Raw genomic sequence first — 16,198 nt, 5'->3', positions numbered from 1 at the left:
CATGAACCTAACGATCTGCGGGCGTCTTGATCGCGGCTTCGAACCGCTCGTGATAGCCCTCGAATTCCTTGGATGATGGTGCGCAAAGAGCTACGAAGCGACGGACTTCGTCATCATGATCGGCCGGTTCGTCCTCCATTCCGGAATAGGCATGGCGAAACCGGATGCGATGCCGCAGGGCCGCAACGATGGTGGCGACAAGGCCCTCGGCCGATTTTGCGGTGATATCGCCCGGTTCAAAGCCATCGGGATCGAGGCCCGCCACCACCGCCCAGCCAAGCGCGCCCCGCGTCATTGCCACGGCCGCACGGGGGCCGAGCGCGTAGTCGACGCGCTCTTCGCAATAGTCGCGTAGGTTCTTCGCCCTCCCCGGGGTGAGCCCTTCCAGCTGCTGATACGCGCGAACGCTGGCAAGGACGATGTTGAGGATATGCTGGCGCACGGCATTGCTGGGATGCGCCCCGCGCACCAGAGCGCCGAGCCGGTGGAGCTGGGCCAGCGTTGCATGGCCATCGGCATGCGATCCTGCCCCTTCGTTCTTTGCCGCGTCCCTTTTGATCTTCCCATGCACGTCCTTGTCGATGATCCATTGCAATTGTGAGGCATCGGGAAATGGCATCTTGGCCTTGAACAGAAAGCGGTCGAGCTGCGCCTCCGGCAGGGAATAGGTGCCCTCCTGATCCACCGGATTCTGCGTCGCCACGACCATGAAAGGTGTTCTGGCCTGGATCAGGCTGCAGCCAATCGCTACCGTGACATCGTCCACCAGGTCCTTTGGCTCACCAAGTACGGTCACCTGTTCTTCCGCCATGGCCTCGAGCATGGCCGCCTGGGTTTTCGGTGTGGCGCGGTTGATTTCATCGGCAAGCAGGATCTGATGGAAGATCGGTCCGGGCTGGAAGGTAAACTTGTTCTCCGCATCGGGTATTTTCGTGCCGGTGATATCGGAGGGCATGAGATCCGGCGTGAACTGTATGCGTCCGAAAGCCGGCTTGCCATGGATGCCGTTGTTGAGGCTCAACGCCGTCGTCAGGCTCCGCGCGAGCGCCGTCTTGCCGAGGCCCGGATTGCTCTCCAGCAGAACATGCCCGCGCGTGACGAGCCCGATCAGCAGCAGGTCCACCACCTGCTCCATGCCGAACATCTGGGCGCAGATGCACTGCCGAACGCTGTGAATGAACTGGATCTCGCCCTTCGCAACCCTTAGGTCAGTCATGCTGTCGAGAAGCCCCCATGCCGTTCGAGGCGTGTGTAAGAAAGTCGCGAAAGTCCGTTTTTACGTTTTTTCGTCAAAGCCGACCGTTCCCGCCATTTGGAGAGAGCTAGCGTTTCAAAGAAATGCAATTTTTCCTACAATAGTCCCTTGATCCACACAGGTACCTTTTGATGTCTTGGATCAGACGGAGGCACGTTCGTCGGAGGCGGTTCCTCCGGAAAATGTGAAAATTCAAGATTATCCGGCACCTGTCCCACGGATGCGAAAGGATGCTGAACATGTCCGACGCCTAGTGTACCCTTTTCCCGATTGTTACCATCATTCACCACTGTTGAGGGATTTTCAATAGGCTTAACGTTAAGATTGTCGTTGTTTGCGTGAGGTGCATCTTTACCCTGAACACCACCGGAGGATGAATTCTTGTCGGCGGTGACCAATTGTCCGTCAGAGGGGGCACCCATTCTATTGCCCGACTCTTCGGCGTTGCTACCGGCCTGCCAGCGCTGAACATGGCCGTCGGCCCTCGTCTCCATGGGCGAAGCCGCCTTGTCGGTTCCGCCGGCCTGTGCTGGGTTGGATGCTTCATCCGGTCCACCTGAGCTGGGGGGTGTGTCGGGTTGCGAAGCGCCATTCTTCTTAGGCTGCTGCGTGTCATTGTTGCCGTTGTCCGCATTCTGGCCAGAATGGCCTTGGCTGTTTCCAGGAGACTGGTTGTCTCCCTGTCCAACTTTACCGTGCCCCGTCTCGTTCTTTCCGGTTTGGGATTGCTGGCCGGGCGCGTTTCTGAGTGCAACCGACGCGGCCTCCAGCTGTGTTCCTTTATCCTGAGCGGCGGCATTCGCTTTACCCGATGCGCCGCCGCTAGATGCCTGATCCTGCTGTTGTGGGTCCTGTGTTGTTGATGTGCCCGAACCAGGATTTCCACTTTGCTCAGAACTTCTGCCTTGCGATGTTGAATCCCGCTCCTGCGAACCACCGCTGTTTCCACCCGCCGATGGCTCTCCCGGTTTCCCGCTTGAATCTCTTCTGCCTGATGCGCCATTCTGCGCGTTTGATCCGGCCGCGGCATTGCCAAGGGCATTGTCGGCGGCATTCGTTGGCCCATCGGAGGCTCCGCCGCCCACAGCTGCGCTATCGTTCGTCGCGCCGTTGCCTTGGTCAGGCCGTGGCTTATTCCTGGACATGGCTGTCGTATCGTCCTGGTTCTCGCCAGCACCGGTCGGGTCGGTAAGATCGTTCCAGAATTGCAGCGGCCCGACAAATTGCGGTACAAACGAAGATGGGACCGTTAGCAAGACAATAAAGGCGATCGCGGCGGCGACCAATGACGGTAGCCAGAGACCCGCAAGAGCTTGAAAACGCAACGCGAGAACCGGTGCCAGCCGGCGCCCCTCCATGTGGCCGGACAGGTTGGCTGGCCAGACACCGCCGGGCTCTTCAAGGAGTGTTATCAATTCGCGCGCGGCGAGGCAGTGACTCTCTTTCCTGTAAAGCGCGCGCAAGGCTCGATCGACGAAATGGCGGCGGTCAAACATAGCCAATGCCGCCGGCAGATTTGAGGAAATGTGACCGGAGGGGGGCAACAGCGCCGTCACGATATCGTTCGGGCTCCGGCGTGCGCAAACGGAGAGTGCCGTCAGTACGAAAACAGGGAGGAGGCTCGCGGCAGTCAGCGCGGCAGTAATGGGCAGGCTTCGAAACGCGGCGACGACAGTCAACAGCGTGGCGAGACAGAAAAGGACATAAAGCGATTGCAGCGCGCCAAACCGTCTCCGCTCCGATGCGGCCAGCAGCAAAAGCCCCTGCCGCACATCGTCAACACTTCCAGGGTGTAATTTGTTGACTTGCTGTATCCGGATATAGGATAGCATTCCTTGAATGACAGTCGCCAGCAATGCGACCAGTACAAGGATTATCAGCCAACCGAGCAGAGGGGCGGCGCGCAAACATATCATAGCGCCGACCAAGGCGGCAGCCGCGATCGAGAGGGCGACGATAAGTGCATTGCGCCGTCCCAGGAGGCGGTCCCAAGCGGCAGGGTGGAGAACTTCCTCCCCTCTCTCCCAAAGCCTTCGCACGGTCTTCAAAATGCAGTCCAGCCGTATATGTCATGGTTTATTTTTTAGATCCGCCAGGGCTTGAAGATATTCATACCTCGCGGAGCCCATCGAAACTATCGACTATGTCGCAATCCGGCAACGTTTGTCAGGTCATCGAAACTTCGGAAACGCCGAATTCAATTGTGTCCGGAAAAATACTCCTCCTTAAAAACTATAATTGCTCTATGCAAGTCTTCAACCATCTGGCAATTCGTGGCGTTGGTGGAATGCGCTTACGAATTGCTACCTTGGCGATCCTGCTTAATCTCATCTTGCTCCTCAACCAGAGGTGTGAGCCCGAGAAATGAAAATCTGTTGCCTTTTGTGGAATGCCAAGAGTTTTATTTGGGTATTCAGAAATGGCGCGCCTGTATGAGGGTACGAGGGCGAGACCAAGCCAATCGCTGATCATGAACGAAACTTTGAAGGCGCTCCAAAACAAACACTCATATGGAATTGTCTCGACGCTGATGGCTTAACGCCTGTAGTCAATTGAGCGCGATGGATAGCTGGCCATCAGGTAGAAGAACCGTCGCGTTCCAAAACAGATCCTGGTCCATGTCCGTGGTTGTTCGTTCATCTCAGCGCGAGCAAAAATGAACTCTGCCGATGGCTGTGCGATACCGCCGCCTCCGCTGCTTCGATGATCGAATCAGTATCGATGCCGAAATGGGCGTAGAGATCTGATATCGTTCCGGTCTGACCGAAATGCTCAACGCCGAGGCTTGTCAGCGCATGCCCGTGAACCGAACCCCGCCATCCCAGCGTTGCCGGGTGACCGTCGGTCACGGTTATCATATGGGCATGCTGGTGTAGGGGGGCGAGCAGGTTTTCCACGTGGCTGCGGGCGGCGGGATATCCGTGCCGTCTGGCGCGTTGTGCGGCCGTCCAGCCGGCATTGAGCCGGTCGGCCGACGTCACGGCTAGGACCGCCACGTCGCGATGGCGTTCTGCCAGCCGCCCGGCGGCAGTCAGCACTTCCGGCGCAACGCAGCCCTGATAGGCCAGAACCAGAGACGTATTCGGTTGCGGTTCACGAAGCCAGTAGGCGCCATCGACAACGCCTTGGCGAAACGTCTTGCTGTCCCGACAACCGGCTGATGCTGATCGACTACGGCACAAACTTGGAAGTACTGTTTTCTAATCTTATTCTTGGCTCGGAGCCTGTTCGAACTGAATTGCTTCGGCATGCCCGCCTTGGTGATCTAGCGTCCTGTCGCTGCATCGTGCGTCTTGCTCACCCGGCCGTTCCTAAAATTCCAAAGAAAAAACGCGTCTCGTCTCGCAAGGGCATCCAGCTCACCGACGAACTTGAGACGGTTATCGCCAATCTTCAACGCACCGCAACCTGTTGGCACGTCGACAATGAAAGCGAGACATACACCTTTGACTTCCTAATCACGGAGGCGACACGGCAAGCATTTGCCCATTTCTGGCCAGATGCCTTCTCGCTTTACCGCTCTCTGCACAAGCTCGCCCTTCTTAATGACCTCGCAATTCCTCGACCTGCGCGACAGCGGTTTGACAAGGCGGTGAAGGAGCGGAGGTTTGCCTCCAGGCTGCCCGAGCCTCAACAAGAGGACATGGTTTTCAGCTTCGAGGAGGTTCGATTCTGGCCCGCGCAGTCTAAGTCTGATCCGGTCGATTATGTCTCACTCTCAGATGGTGAACACCAACAAGCGCTGATCCTTGGCACTTACGCAATGATCGCCGACACCAACGCGATCTTCCTGCTCGATGAGCCTGAATCACACTTCAACCCGAAATGGCGCGTCGAATTTGTCCAGCAACTCATGAAGATGGTGGGGGATCGCGGCAATCAGGAATTGTTGCTGACGACGCACGCCCCTTCGTGCCTTCGGACATGCCTAGAGATCAAGTGATGATCTTTTCGAGAGATGAGGAGACGGGTAAATTTTCCGTCAGTGATCCAAAGATCGAGACGTTCGGGACAACATTCGACCGTATTCTCGAGAGCTGTTTCGGCATCCGACCGCCCAACTCGCAGATTGCAGAAAAAGAAATCGAGAGGCTTCTCAAGTCTGACGATGTCGCTGAAATTGAGGAGGGGTTCAAAGATCTTGGTCCCTCGATCGGGAAGGCCCTTTTGGCAGACCATCTACGCAAGCTGAAAAAATAGGCCTAAAGATGCTTTTTTCCTACCCGATTAATGCGTTGGGCGATAACTGGCTGAACGCTCTCGCCGTAAATCTTATGCTCGCAGGTATGGATGCGATCGACGACGGCTCCCAACCTGCGACGTGGCCTGGATGTCTCCCGGAGGGACGGCGCAATATTTTGGCGCAACGCACGGGGTTACGGTCGAAGCTCGCGAGCCTACTCCAAGAGTATTCTCAGCTCCCCATGGAGGAGCGGTCGGACGTTCGGGCCGCCATCATCCGACAGACGGCCTTGCCGGACGTTTTTAACGATAATGGTCTATGCCCGACTATCAATTCCCTTCCTCAGTCTATTCGAGGGCCAGCGGACGCGTTGGCGACGTATCTCTTTGGCCAACTGTCGAGCATCAAAGAGGGCAACGGCTTCCTTCGCGACAACCAGTACAACGCCATCTATGCAACTGAGATACGGATTTGCCCCTTTTGTGGCCTGAACTATTTTCGGGCTCCCGGTGCTCCCCGACATGCGCTCGACCATCTGCTTCCAATCTCGATATACCCCTTTGCTGCCGCCGATCTTCGCAATCTTCCGCCAGCGTGCGACGAATGCAACTCGACCTATAAACGCGCAATCGACATTCTGATCGGGAACGATGGCTTAAGACGTCGCTGCTCCGATCCTTATTTTGGTCCTACCTATCGCATCACGCTTGATGGCAGTGAATTTTTCAATGGTAATGAGATCAGAGGTTATACCCTGCCGCGTTGGAACATTAACATCGTTGGTCAGGAGCCGGATCGCGCCGACACATGGGACGCAGTGTATCAAATCAAAACTCGCTACACGCGTGATATTCTTGACGCAGATTTCCTCTCGTGGATCAGTCACTACAGCAAGTGGTTTATTCGGGAGAAAGGGGCTGATCATGACGCCGCAGCGGTTGCGGCCGAACTTCCACGCTACATCGAGGGTGTCGTTCAGGATGGCTAGGCGGATCGTGCCTTTCTGAAAGCTGAAGCTTTTCGGCTACTGGACAGGTCCAGCAGCGATCCCCACATCGGAGAGGACGTACGGCAATGGCTGTGGGGCTTTGTCGAGTACGCCAGCTAAATGCGAGCATTTATTCCGCTTTCAATGGCTGTAATTACCCTCAACGAGAGGGTCCTGCGATTGCATGCGGAGAGAGATGTTTCCATTCTCTAGAAGCGCTTTGGCGTTGGCCGCTCCAATATGATTGCCCAGTGAGGTACTATTCACCGCGGATTGCCGACGAATCCAAACGATATCCGACCATTCTGGCAATGAGCTTGGTTTTGATCGTTTCGACATTGTCTTGCTTGACGATGTGAACATCTCTTATCCTTCCCGCTTCGACTAGCACCGCGCGGCTGATTTTAATCCCATCGAGGTATTCTAAAGCTTTTTCCCTTGTCTCCATCATTGAAAGAGCAGTCACTATTTCATGCGCTAAATTCTGAACTCGATTTCGCTCCTCAACGAGGCTCTCTGTGGCACGATTATATTTATTTTTCGGAGCCCGAAACTTCTTTAATCCTGCAACGTCCAATACCGCCTGAAGTTCTTTCTCGTCGAGAGCGTCAATGGCGTCGGCGAAAGAACGAAGAAAGCTCGATATAATTTTATTTTTGCTTTCTGTCATAGCTTTATTGCCTCCAAGAATTCAGTTGTGACTTGCCCAATGCCATCCACAACCTTCTGATGCGAGTAATTCGATGTGTCATTAAGAACAACGGGAACGCCGTATTCCGGCGCGCCGGCAAACATGGTGTCATTGCGAGTGATATATGATTTAAAAACCCGTAGGCCGCTATCCTGGGCAATTTTGCGCATGTAGGTCCGCTGCGCGGAGATTGGGACCCCCCCGTATTCCTGGATCATCGTGAAAACAATGCCTAAGATCGTTGGTTTAATTGTCTCTTCTTTGTGGCCGTTCTCAAGGTTTGCGAAATCATTATAATCATCGATTAGTTGCCGTATGCTTCTCCTGAGATAATCTATACCTAATGTTGATAGTTGATCTGGTTTTGTTGGTACTAATATATGCTTGCTAGAGACGATAGCAGTCTTAGTTACTATATTAAAATTCGGTGGGCAGTCGATGAGGCAAATATCGTAGCTATCTTGTAACTTTCGATCGTTGAGGCCCGTTAGCAGGCGCTTGTGTACCGAAAGAAAATTGCGGCGTGCTTGAGCGAGACTTGCGCCGCCAATCTGTGTCGCTAGTTCCAAATCAACGTTGATCAAGCCGAGATGGGAGTAAATTACATCTAACCTTCCTCTAGCGCGCAAACTGGCATTTACGCGCTTAGGACTTTGAACGAGAGAAAGCAGCGGAAGCTTGTCGCCAGTGTCAAAACCATCGAACCACGCTTTAATCGTTCCCTCTTTCTCATAAACACGACTCCATTCATCTGCTGAAATAAACGAAAATGTCAGACTGGCTTGCGCGTCAAGATCAAGCAGGAGCACTCGATGGCCACGCCAGGCAAGCTCAGCCCCAAGGTTTGCGGTAAGCGAAGTTTTACCGACGCCGCCTTTGTAGTTGATAACCGATACGACTTTCATTTTGGTATAACCTCATCATTGCTCCCCGTGCCTGGCTGAAACTGAATTGCACGTTCTATCGCTCTCGGCACCAGAGCAAGGCTTCGCCGGTCTCGCAGCACCCATCTCATGTAAAACATCAGAAACGGATCGGTAAGAGCTAACACCTGCTGTGTTTGAAGCCATTCTAATGGCGCTGTGCGACTATCTGAAACTTGGCTTGCCAAGCCAGAAAAAACCTCATTGACCCGACTGAGCGTAGGTTTTCGAGCGCTACTCAGTTTCGAGGCCGACTCGCATATTTCCGAGTAACTGGTTAATTGTTGTGGACCGAGGCGCGCGACAGCGCTGAGCAAAAAAATCCCAATCTCCTCCTCGCCACCATCGCGGAGCTTTACCATTCTGGATTTTGCTGGCTTTGCAGAAGCGAAGCGGTCGAAACGCGTCAAGCCTTTTCGATCAACCACGTTATCATAAATTCTGGCGAGAGCGCTTGCGTCTATTGCCTTGGTATCTGTAGCCCCCTGAAGTGTCTCGCTAATCTCATAGCAAATTTCCTGAACCAGAAGAGGATTACCGAAACTATCCTCGCAAATACGACTAAGCACATTGGTCGGGACTTCAATTCCCAGCGCAGAAAAACCCTTCAACGCAATGTCAAGTAGATCATCCGGTGACCACTTTGGCACTTCAACATGATGAACGCGGCCCTCGACCTCAGTTTCAACATCAGTTGGATCAAAAGACCGGTGAGGCACAGCCAAAATGACTACCTTCAGCCCCGCAAAGACCGATGACTTGAGTGAGCGTACAACAGTACGTTGCGTTACTTTGTCTAAATAATGGAAATCCTCAATCACGAGCACTGCATCTTGCCGGCGTAGCTCACTAAGCGCATCAAGCAGCGCGACGTTATTAAAGGTCAGGGCCTCGGATTTCTGCCACCCTCTTGTAGCATCCGTAGAAATCTTCCCCTGAAAGAATGCCGGTACCGAAAGTGCGAGTTCGGCAAGGGACCTAATCGACCATGAGCTCGTTTTGGTCCGTGTTTTTGAGGAGGGAATCTTAGCATGGTGGGCAATGTGCTTCCAAAAATCTTGCGCACTTTCAATTTGACCACCTTGTACCAAAATTTGGCGCGTATTCTGTAAAACACGCGTGATGAGCACTGACTTGCCGCACTTTGTTGGCCCACTCATGACGATAAACGCATGTTTCCTAGCGAGGGCGCCCGAAACCTTGGCTTCGAGGTCAAGATGCGGCCGAGCGACGTATGTTACCGATGGAACGCCGCCAGGTTTGAAAACCTCACCGATACTAATGGTGCGAGAAAATACTCCGCGTATCCAGTTTGTCGCCATCTGTCATCCTCGTTGCGCTAGTTCGATAGCCGAACGTAACAAACCAAAATCAGACCTATACCGCGGAACTCCTCGGAGCAACACACCTCACCATGCTTAGCCGAACCGTGATAAAATTTGGCGATTTCTTCGATTGCCGGTTGGCCGGCGGGTCAAGAACTTCGCTAACGGGGGAGATTTTCTGCTTCTGGCACGCAGGGGAGTAAACGCCCCGCGCTTTGCGAAGCGTATCGTAACAAGTCTTTGTTGCCTTAGGCCCCCGCAACCAATCCCTTCTCACACACTACGCGGTTCCGCGCTTGCACCAGTGGCACACAGTAGGCAGACGCTACCTATTTGGTGTCCATGACCAACTGAAGGCCGTGCCAGCCCGCATATTTGTCGCCCGTCTCGCGAATGTGCGTATAACGCTTGAGGCTGATCCATGAACGGTGCCCGCTGACTGCAGCTACATGGGGGATACTCCAACCCATCTCAAACAACCGTGAAATGCCCTCGTGACGCAGGTCATGGAAGCGCAGATCGTCGATGTCCAACAACTTGCAGGCTCGCGTGAAATTCGCGGAAATGGCGTCGGTGGAGTAGGGGAAGATGTCTGACTTGTTCTTTGGCATGCTGCCGATGATCTGGATCGCCTGGTCGGGAAGATCCACCCAGGTATGATTGCCTATCTTTTCTCCAGGATGCTTCATATCGCGAACAAGGGCGCGTTTGTGCTCTCTCTGGAAATCCTTCCATCGGATCCGCGTAATTTCTTCCTGGCGGCGGGTCGAAAATAGCGCGAAAGCGATGACTTTGTGCATTGGCATTGACTGGGGGGCTTTCTTCCGCCGTTCAATGAAATGGCCGATCAGGCGATCGAGCTCATCCAAAGTCGGTCGCCGATCGCGTTGCGCTGACCGGGTTATGATACCCATCCGGCGGGCAACCTTGACAGCGTCCTTCATTTCCTGCTCGTCGAGCCGATAGCCCCACATCGGCCGCGCGATCGCGAAGATTGCACCGAGATGGCTGGCGTAATTCCCGACGGTTTGTGGCTTTGCCGTGAGTGACTGTAGGAATTCAACGATGTCCTTCGATTTGATCGAAGAGCAGGGCATATTGGCGATGTCGTAGTTCTTGATGGCTTTCAAGACCTGCGCTTTGGTTCGACCAACCCCTTTGACGGTTTCCTCGGTGTAGCGATCAATGACTTTGCCCAGCGTCGTCGGATCAGAGTTTTTTGATGTGATGACTGCCCCTGGTTTCGAAAGCTCCCGCTCGCGCTTTGAAATCCAGGCCGCCGCCGCCGGACGTCTGTCAAAGGTCTCGGTCTCGTGATAGGCTTCACCATCCCGCACAACCCGCACTCGTGCCATGTAGCCGATACTGCCGTCCTTGCGCTTGCGTGCGGTGATAGTGCCCATAACCGTGCCTCAGTTGGTACATGAAAAACGATAATTGTTACATTGTACCAAGTCTAGTACCAGAATCGGCGGAGATAGCGCGGTATGAGCGTAAATGAGACGATGAAGAAAGTGCCATAAGTGTCTGCAACACAACAAAATGTCAATTATTTCAAAGCTCCCGTTTTTGCCGTGGCGCCGATGATCGATTGGACGGACCGGAATTGCCGGTTTTTCCATCGGCAGTTGTCGGCGCATGCGCTGCTCTATACCGAAATGGTGGTGGCGGATGCGATCATCCATGGGCCGCGCGAGAGACTGTTGTCCTTTTCGCCGGAAGAACGTCCGGTGGCCTTGCAACTGGGTGGCTCCGATCCGGCCAAGCTCACCGAGGCGGTGCGGATTGCCGCCGATTACGGCTATGACGAGATCAACCTGAATGTCGGCTGCCCCTCCGACCGGGTGCAGTCGGGCACATTCGGCGCCTGTCTGATGCAGACGCCGGATGTGGTGGCGGCCTGTGTGGAGGCCATGAAGGCGGTGTCGGACGTGCCGGTCACGGTCAAATGTCGCATTGGCGTTGACGACCAGGACCCGCAAACGGTGCTGCCGGATTTCCTCGCCCGCGTGATTTCCGCCGGCGCCGATGCGATCTGGATCCATGCCCGCAAGGCCTGGCTGAAGGGGTTGAGCCCCAAGGAAAACCGCGAGATTCCGCCACTCGATTACGATCTGGTCCATGCCATGAAGCGCGCGAACCCGGATGTCTTTGTCGGCATCAACGGCGGCATAACGACGCTGGACGAGGCGGCCCGACATCTGGCGGTGATGGATGGCGTGATGGTCGGCAGGGCGGCCTACCACAACGCCACGCTGCTGACCGGCGTGGATTCAGCATTCTACGGCAAGACCCCGGAGGAACCCGACTGGGATCTCTTGTGCGACACCATGATGGCCTATGGCGAAAGCGTGATGGCCGGCGGCGGACGGCTGCATCATGTGACCAAGCATATGGTCGGCCTGTTCCAGGGCTATGCCGGCGCCCGCCGCTTTCGCCAGATCCTCTCCAATGACAGCACCAGGCCCGATGCTTCGCCGGAACTGATCGCCCGCGCCTTTGCAGCCGTCGATATTGCGGCAGGGCCGAAGCTGCAGGTCGCTGCCGAATAGGGTTTGCGCGGTGTGTCGGTGCCGGTCTTCACGCCCGCAAGGGAGCGGCGTCCCGCGCCCATGGCTCGTGCTATGCAGTGGACTGGCGGCCAGATTGGCATGTTCCCGACCGCTGTATCTGCACAAGTGAGGGAGCAATTGGCACATGAGCACGATCGGGGAACGGTTTCAAATGGCGCTCGCCAGCCGCGGTGCGTCCAAGCAGATGGCATTCGCGGCGCGCATCGGCGTCGATGCCAGCCAGATCAGTCGCTGGCGCCGGGGGCGCGGCTGGACGGTGGGCAATGCGGTCCGGGTCTGTCTGATGCTGGATATTTCGGCCGACTGGTTGCTTCTGGGCCGCGGTCGTATGGATTTGCATGTCGATCCAATGCCCGCCAGGTCCGAAGACAAACTGTCCGAGGCGGCGACGCGATTGCCGCCGCCCATCATCGACGTTCTGACCAGCGTTGCAGAGACCGTTCAGGCCCAGCTGGATCGCTGCCGGCACTAGGCCGCCATGGCATGAATGCCGGCAGCGATCGGCCTACTGGGAGACGAACCACAGCGCTCCCTCGTCCGGCAGGATGGAGTTCAGGATCATCGGCATGGTCTCCTGCCGTCCGTTGCGCTGATAGCACAGCACATAGCGGTTCTCTTCATGCACCGCGTTCTGGATGTCGGGGGCCTCGGCCCAGAGCTGAACCAGTGTGCCGTCCTTCGAATATTGCCCCTTGGCGGCCGTGGCGAAGGTTGTGCTGCGTGCCCAGTTGCTGACGATGACATTGGTGACCGGCGTGAGATCGACCATCGGCCCGTCGTCGGAACTGTCGTCGGGCGTGGCCCCGGTCTGCGCCGCGAGCGCGTGGCGCAGACTGTTGCTGCCCGGCGATTTGGGGAACAGGATCTGCCCGACCTTCATGGCGTCCAGCTTGACCGAATAGGTTTCCCGGTCGGAGACGGTGATGAACAGCACGCGTTCATACTCCTGGTTGACCTCGATTTCCATCGACATCGGCAAGGCGAACATCATCTTCCCCGTCGAGGCATCCTGGATGGCAAACAGGATGGCGTAGCTGTAGGTTGTCTTGTTGCCGGTCTTCTTTTCCCAGAAGATCCAGGCATCGCCCGATTGCGTCTCCAGATCGGTGAAGGCGTCGGTGATCGCCCCGGTCATCTGTTCGACCGTTGCCGTGCCGAGGGCAACGCCCACCGCCTGCTTGAGCACCTCGACAATGCGGCTGATCATGCCCGAGACCAGCGCATTGGTCTGGCTGAGCGTCGACTGGTAGACGTTGAAAATGCCGATCTGATAGCGCTTGTCCGTGATGGGAAGGGCGGCGTTGTAATTGGCGATCAGAGTGCGCGCCTTGCCCTGGTCGAAGCGGCCAGACACCGTGTCGATGGCGTCGTTGAACAGCGCCGTCAAGGCGACCGCCTGGCTCAGATAGTCGATGTCGTCAATGGCCACGATCTCCTGGAAATTCTCGGGCAGGTTGGCGGTCATGTTGACGAACAGGAACGGCGGTCGACGCCCCCGGCACCTGGCGATGTGGCGTGCACTGACACGGTAGTCCATGGGTTTCGCTGGCGATGCGGTCATGTCGGTTCTCCCTGTGTGTTTGCTCCGTTGAGGTTGCGCCTCGATAAAAGTGTACCGCGCCTGGACTGCAACCATGGGGTGCTTTCGCATGCGTTACGCGCAAATCCCGTGCAGGCTGCGCAAGCGGCATGCCCATGCCGATGCTCATGCCAGTGCCTATGTCCATGCCGCCCGGCCGGGTACCGCAGACCGGGAGCATCTTATTTTCGCCCCGTGCGTGGCCGAGTGAATGAGCGGACGCGATTGGTCGGTGAAAACCGCTTTGGCGTCTTGAAGCGAAGGGCGCCGGGCGGTAGGTCTGGGGCGGGCTGCAGGACGGACTGACGAATGACGGAAAACGGCGTGATCGACCCTTACGAAATGCTCGGCATCGAGCGCGACGCCAATGAACAGGCGATCAAATCGGCCTATCGCAAGGCGGCCAAGACGGCCCATCCCGATTCGGGTGGCGATGCCGAACAGTTTGCGCGCCTGCAGACGGCCTTCGACCTGCTCAAGGATCCGGTGCGCCGCCGCGTCTATGACGACACCGGTTACGATCCGCAGCTGGCCGATCCCAAGGACCTCAAGGGCCTGATGATGATCGAGACGCTGGTCAACGACTTCATTCTCGACGAGCGCGAACCCGGCAGCTTCGATCCGGTGGCTGCCATGCGCCGCAAGCTGTCGGACGACATCCTGAAAAGCCGCTTCCACATTCTGGAACTGGAACGCCACCGGGCCCGGGTGCGCAAGCACATGGACCGCCTGGGCCGCAAGCCGGAAACCGATGTGCTGGGCTCGATGCTGCGCGCCCGCTCGCAATCCATTTCCGATGCCATCAAGCAGGCCGAGACCCAGATCGAGGTGATCGAGCAGGCCTATACCATGCTGCAGGGCTATTCCTACGAACTGGATGCCGCCGACGAGGCCAAGGCGGCGGAGTAGGGCGGTTGGCCGGACCGAGCCGGGCGCCGGGCTTTCGCCTCAGGCCTCGCTTGCCGATTTCGGCTTGACCTTGCCTTCCATGCGCGCGCGCACCAGCTCGACACTGCCGCGCACATAAATGGCGGCCGGCTTGCCGCCGGCACCGGCCACGGCAAAGGTGATGATCGACACGCCTTCCTCGAAGGTGGTGATGTAAAGCACTTGATCCGGATTGATGTAAACATCCTGGTTGTGGGTGTTCTTGAAACCGATCAGTGCCATGCATGTCTCCCGTTTGACCTTGCCGCCCGCGCTTTCGATTCGCCTCAGGCAGCCCTTGCAGCTTGTTCTTTTGCCGCGATAAGGTGAATGGAAAATTACGCCTCTCCCACTATTTTGCACACGAGATCGCCGCAAGCGCCGATCACACTGTCTGGCGCCCGACAAAGCCTCTTCGCCAAGGCGCCGGTCCGGTCTAGGATGCGGCCGACAACCGATCGGCGCGGGAGAGACGAGATCATGACGCAAGCAACCGACCTGGAACGCAAGGTGGCCGCCGACGAGGCAAGGCTGGTCTTCGACGGCTTCGACGAGGCCGCCGCCTTCGAGATCGGCTGCCGACTGGTCGATGCCGCCCGCAGGGCCAAGGCCCCCGTGGTGATCGACATCCGCACGCCCGACCGCACCCTCTTTCACGCAGCCCTGGCCGGTGCCGCCCCCGCCAACGATCTGTGGGCGCGGCGCAAATCCAATGTGGTCTTCCATTTCCACCGCTCCTCCTATGCCGTCGGCCTGGAAAACGCCCGCAAGGACCGCAGCCTCGGCCCCGGGATCGGCCTCGACCCGATCGACTATGCCGATCACGGCGGCAGTTTCCCGGTGCGGGTGAGGGGCGTGGGCGTCGTTGCCGCCATCACCGTTTCGGGTCTGGCCAGCGCCGAGGACCACGCCATGATCGTCGCCGTGCTGGAAAGCATGCTCGGCTGACACGCCAGGCGGGGGAAGATCGAGACTGCTGTCGCGCCGCGCTGCCAGACACATCTGTTTGCTCCTCCTGTTTGCCACTTCTGTTTGCCAGTCCTGTTTGTCAGTCCTGTTTGCCAGTCCCGTTTGCGAGTGCGGTTGACCGGCGACGGCGAACGGCCGGCCGGGCGAAAACCCTCCGGTGGATGGTCTGCTGTTCTGGCCTCTCGCTTGAGAGGCGGACGGGGCGCCGGAAGCTGCCTCGATAGAACATTATAAATGGCACCTTTCGGCGCCCCGTTCGGCGGTTTTTGTCCCGGGCATCTTCGGTGCGGGCTGACACCGGCTCCACCCGATGCCTCGTCCGGCGACTTTTCGCGATTGTCGGTCGCCCGCCGGATTTTAAAGGACGACGGTGTTGCACCCGCCGCCGTGGCCCTCACGCCCTGGACCCTCGCAGACCGGGACATGCGTCTTCCCCCGATCCCGAGCGCCGGCCCCGCCTCGCTGACACGCCTGTCAGTGTATCCGATGGCGGAACGGAGCCATTATCGCACGGGTTTTACGGGTGTGGAAAAATTAGGGGTGGCTGCGTTGAAATCATTGGTAAATCGGGCAGAAACGTCCAACGGGTTGGGGGTAAAAACCCGTGGGTTTTTAGGGGGGGGGCACCATGATCGCTGACGCCCTGGACCCTCGCAGACCGGGGCATGCGTCTTCCCCCAATCCCGAGCGCTGGCCCCATCGCGCTGGCAAGCCTGCCAGTGTATCCGAGGGCGGGGCGGAGAGGGCGTCGCACGGGTTTTGGGGTGGGGATGAGAATGGGGAGT

The 16,198-nt window shown here is 57.1% G+C and carries 15 protein-coding genes and 1 pseudogene; 7 read left to right on the top strand and 9 right to left on the bottom strand.

Annotation, left to right across the window (positions count from 1 at the left end):
- Nucleotides 1–7: 7 nt before the first annotated feature.
- The 3 genes and pseudogenes from ACWPM9_RS10780 to ACWPM9_RS10770 all read right to left on the bottom strand — a co-directional run.
- Entirely contained in the window at nt 8–1,216 is a 1,209-nt protein-coding gene (locus tag ACWPM9_RS10780; protein ID WP_484755112.1) for an AAA family ATPase, read from the bottom strand.
- Nucleotides 1,217–1,350: 134 nt separating this feature from the next.
- Entirely contained in the window at nt 1,351–3,087 is a 1,737-nt protein-coding gene (locus tag ACWPM9_RS10775; RefSeq protein ID WP_484755111.1) for a hypothetical protein, read from the bottom strand.
- 804 nt (nt 3,088–3,891) lie between these two features.
- Nucleotides 3,892–4,404: pseudogene (locus ACWPM9_RS10770) on the bottom strand (transketolase-like TK C-terminal-containing protein); the annotation flags it as partial.
- An 11-nt stretch (nt 4,405–4,415) separates the two neighbouring features.
- Between ACWPM9_RS10770 and ACWPM9_RS10765 the strand changes: the two are divergent.
- Genes ACWPM9_RS10765 through ACWPM9_RS10755 form a run of 3 tightly spaced genes read left to right on the top strand, consistent with a single transcriptional unit; the run spans nt 4,416 to nt 6,426 of the window.
- Nucleotides 4,416–5,198 (top strand): AAA family ATPase, encoded by a 783-nt coding sequence (locus ACWPM9_RS10765; protein WP_484755110.1) that lies wholly within the window; start codon nt 4,416–4,418, stop codon nt 5,196–5,198.
- On the top strand, nt 5,198–5,455 hold the full coding sequence (locus ACWPM9_RS10760) for a hypothetical protein (RefSeq protein ID WP_484755109.1): 258 nt from the start codon (nt 5,198–5,200) through the stop codon (nt 5,453–5,455). Before ACWPM9_RS10765 ends, ACWPM9_RS10760 begins: the two co-directional genes overlap by 1 nt.
- Nucleotides 5,456–5,463: 8 nt before the next feature.
- The gene (locus ACWPM9_RS10755) at nt 5,464–6,426 is read left to right on the top strand and encodes a hypothetical protein (protein WP_484755108.1); all 963 of its coding nucleotides are present in this window, start codon (nt 5,464–5,466) and stop codon (nt 6,424–6,426) included.
- A gap of 259 nt (nt 6,427–6,685) precedes the next feature.
- Here ACWPM9_RS10755 and ACWPM9_RS10750 read toward each other — a convergent pair whose 3' ends face one another.
- The 4 genes from ACWPM9_RS10750 to ACWPM9_RS10735 all read right to left on the bottom strand — a co-directional run bounded on the left by ACWPM9_RS10750 (nt 6,686) and on the right by ACWPM9_RS10735 (nt 10,768).
- Nucleotides 6,686–7,096, bottom strand: a complete 411-nt coding sequence (locus ACWPM9_RS10750) for a hypothetical protein (protein WP_484755107.1) — start codon at nt 7,094–7,096, stop codon at nt 6,686–6,688.
- The gene (locus tag ACWPM9_RS10745; RefSeq protein WP_484755106.1) at nt 7,093–8,022 is read right to left on the bottom strand and encodes a ParA family protein; all 930 of its coding nucleotides are present in this window, start codon (nt 8,020–8,022) and stop codon (nt 7,093–7,095) included. Before ACWPM9_RS10745 ends, ACWPM9_RS10750 begins: the two co-directional genes overlap by 4 nt.
- Nucleotides 8,019–9,362: a hypothetical protein gene (locus ACWPM9_RS10740; RefSeq protein WP_484755105.1), complete on the bottom strand. Its 1,344-nt coding sequence runs from the start codon at nt 9,360–9,362 to the stop codon at nt 8,019–8,021. Before ACWPM9_RS10740 ends, ACWPM9_RS10745 begins: the two co-directional genes overlap by 4 nt.
- A 332-nt stretch (nt 9,363–9,694) precedes the next feature.
- Nucleotides 9,695–10,768: a tyrosine-type recombinase/integrase gene (locus ACWPM9_RS10735; RefSeq protein ID WP_484755104.1), complete on the bottom strand. Its 1,074-nt coding sequence runs from the start codon at nt 10,766–10,768 to the stop codon at nt 9,695–9,697.
- 180 nt (nt 10,769–10,948) lie between these two features.
- Here ACWPM9_RS10735 and dusA point away from each other — a divergent pair, with 180 nt between their 5' ends.
- Together dusA and ACWPM9_RS10725 are read left to right on the top strand one after the other, a co-directional pair.
- On the top strand, nt 10,949–11,917 hold the full coding sequence (gene dusA, locus ACWPM9_RS10730; RefSeq protein ID WP_484755103.1) for a tRNA dihydrouridine(20/20a) synthase DusA: 969 nt from the start codon (nt 10,949–10,951) through the stop codon (nt 11,915–11,917).
- Between the two features lie 145 nt (nt 11,918–12,062).
- Nucleotides 12,063–12,410 carry a helix-turn-helix domain-containing protein gene (locus ACWPM9_RS10725; protein ID WP_484755102.1) on the top strand — a complete coding sequence of 116 codons (348 nt, stop codon included), beginning with the start codon at nt 12,063–12,065 and terminating at the stop codon, nt 12,408–12,410.
- A gap of 33 nt (nt 12,411–12,443) precedes the next feature.
- On the opposite strand, the gene ACWPM9_RS10720 is transcribed toward ACWPM9_RS10725, so the two are convergent.
- A complete protein-coding gene (locus ACWPM9_RS10720) occupies nt 12,444–13,499 on the bottom strand; it encodes a hypothetical protein (RefSeq protein WP_484755101.1) in 1,056 nt (351 codons plus the stop codon).
- A 327-nt stretch (nt 13,500–13,826) separates the two neighbouring features.
- Between ACWPM9_RS10720 and ACWPM9_RS10715 the strand changes: the two genes are divergently transcribed.
- On the top strand, nt 13,827–14,426 hold the full coding sequence (locus tag ACWPM9_RS10715; protein ID WP_428186659.1) for a J domain-containing protein: 600 nt from the start codon (nt 13,827–13,829) through the stop codon (nt 14,424–14,426).
- Between the two features lie 39 nt (nt 14,427–14,465).
- On the opposite strand, the gene ACWPM9_RS10710 is transcribed toward ACWPM9_RS10715, so the two are convergent.
- A complete protein-coding gene (locus tag ACWPM9_RS10710; RefSeq protein ID WP_428186660.1) occupies nt 14,466–14,687 on the bottom strand; it encodes a hypothetical protein in 222 nt (73 codons plus the stop codon).
- Between the two features lie 237 nt (nt 14,688–14,924).
- On the opposite strand from ACWPM9_RS10710, the gene ACWPM9_RS10705 reads away from it, so the two are divergent.
- Nucleotides 14,925–15,392 carry a heme-degrading domain-containing protein gene (locus ACWPM9_RS10705; protein ID WP_484755100.1) on the top strand — a complete coding sequence of 156 codons (468 nt, stop codon included), beginning with the start codon at nt 14,925–14,927 and terminating at the stop codon, nt 15,390–15,392.
- Nucleotides 15,393–16,198: the final 806 nt, after the last annotated feature.

Source organism: Agrobacterium sp. H141, from assembly GCF_057158725.1.
Note: the sequence above shows the minus strand (reverse complement) of the source record. Positions and strands in the feature narration are given on the sequence as shown.

Excerpts from the sequence above, each read along its gene's own strand:
- ACWPM9_RS10775 (WP_484755111.1), bottom strand. The coding sequence starts at position 3,087 with ATGCTATCCTATATCCGGATACAGCAAGTCAACAAATTACACCCTGGA.
- ACWPM9_RS10750 (WP_484755107.1), bottom strand. The coding sequence starts at position 7,096 with ATGACAGAAAGCAAAAATAAAATTATATCGAGCTTTCTTCGTTCTTTC.
- ACWPM9_RS10705 (WP_484755100.1), top strand. The coding sequence starts at position 14,925 with ATGACGCAAGCAACCGACCTGGAACGCAAGGTGGCCGCCGACGAGGCA.
- ACWPM9_RS10745 (WP_484755106.1), bottom strand. The coding sequence starts at position 8,022 with ATGAAAGTCGTATCGGTTATCAACTACAAAGGCGGCGTCGGTAAAACT.
- ACWPM9_RS10725 (WP_484755102.1), top strand. The coding sequence starts at position 12,063 with ATGAGCACGATCGGGGAACGGTTTCAAATGGCGCTCGCCAGCCGCGGT.
- ACWPM9_RS10740 (WP_484755105.1), bottom strand. The coding sequence starts at position 9,362 with ATGGCGACAAACTGGATACGCGGAGTATTTTCTCGCACCATTAGTATC.
- ACWPM9_RS10760 (WP_484755109.1), top strand. The coding sequence starts at position 5,198 with ATGATCTTTTCGAGAGATGAGGAGACGGGTAAATTTTCCGTCAGTGAT.
- ACWPM9_RS10755 (WP_484755108.1), top strand. The coding sequence starts at position 5,464 with ATGCTTTTTTCCTACCCGATTAATGCGTTGGGCGATAACTGGCTGAAC.
- ACWPM9_RS10735 (WP_484755104.1), bottom strand. The coding sequence starts at position 10,768 with ATGGGCACTATCACCGCACGCAAGCGCAAGGACGGCAGTATCGGCTAC.
- ACWPM9_RS10715 (WP_428186659.1), top strand. The coding sequence starts at position 13,827 with ATGACGGAAAACGGCGTGATCGACCCTTACGAAATGCTCGGCATCGAG.
- ACWPM9_RS10720 (WP_484755101.1), bottom strand. The coding sequence starts at position 13,499 with ATGACCGCATCGCCAGCGAAACCCATGGACTACCGTGTCAGTGCACGC.
- ACWPM9_RS10765 (WP_484755110.1), top strand. The coding sequence starts at position 4,416 with ATGCTGATCGACTACGGCACAAACTTGGAAGTACTGTTTTCTAATCTT.
- dusA (WP_484755103.1), top strand. The coding sequence starts at position 10,949 with ATGATCGATTGGACGGACCGGAATTGCCGGTTTTTCCATCGGCAGTTG.
- ACWPM9_RS10710 (WP_428186660.1), bottom strand. The coding sequence starts at position 14,687 with ATGGCACTGATCGGTTTCAAGAACACCCACAACCAGGATGTTTACATC.
- ACWPM9_RS10780 (WP_484755112.1), bottom strand. The coding sequence starts at position 1,216 with ATGACTGACCTAAGGGTTGCGAAGGGCGAGATCCAGTTCATTCACAGC.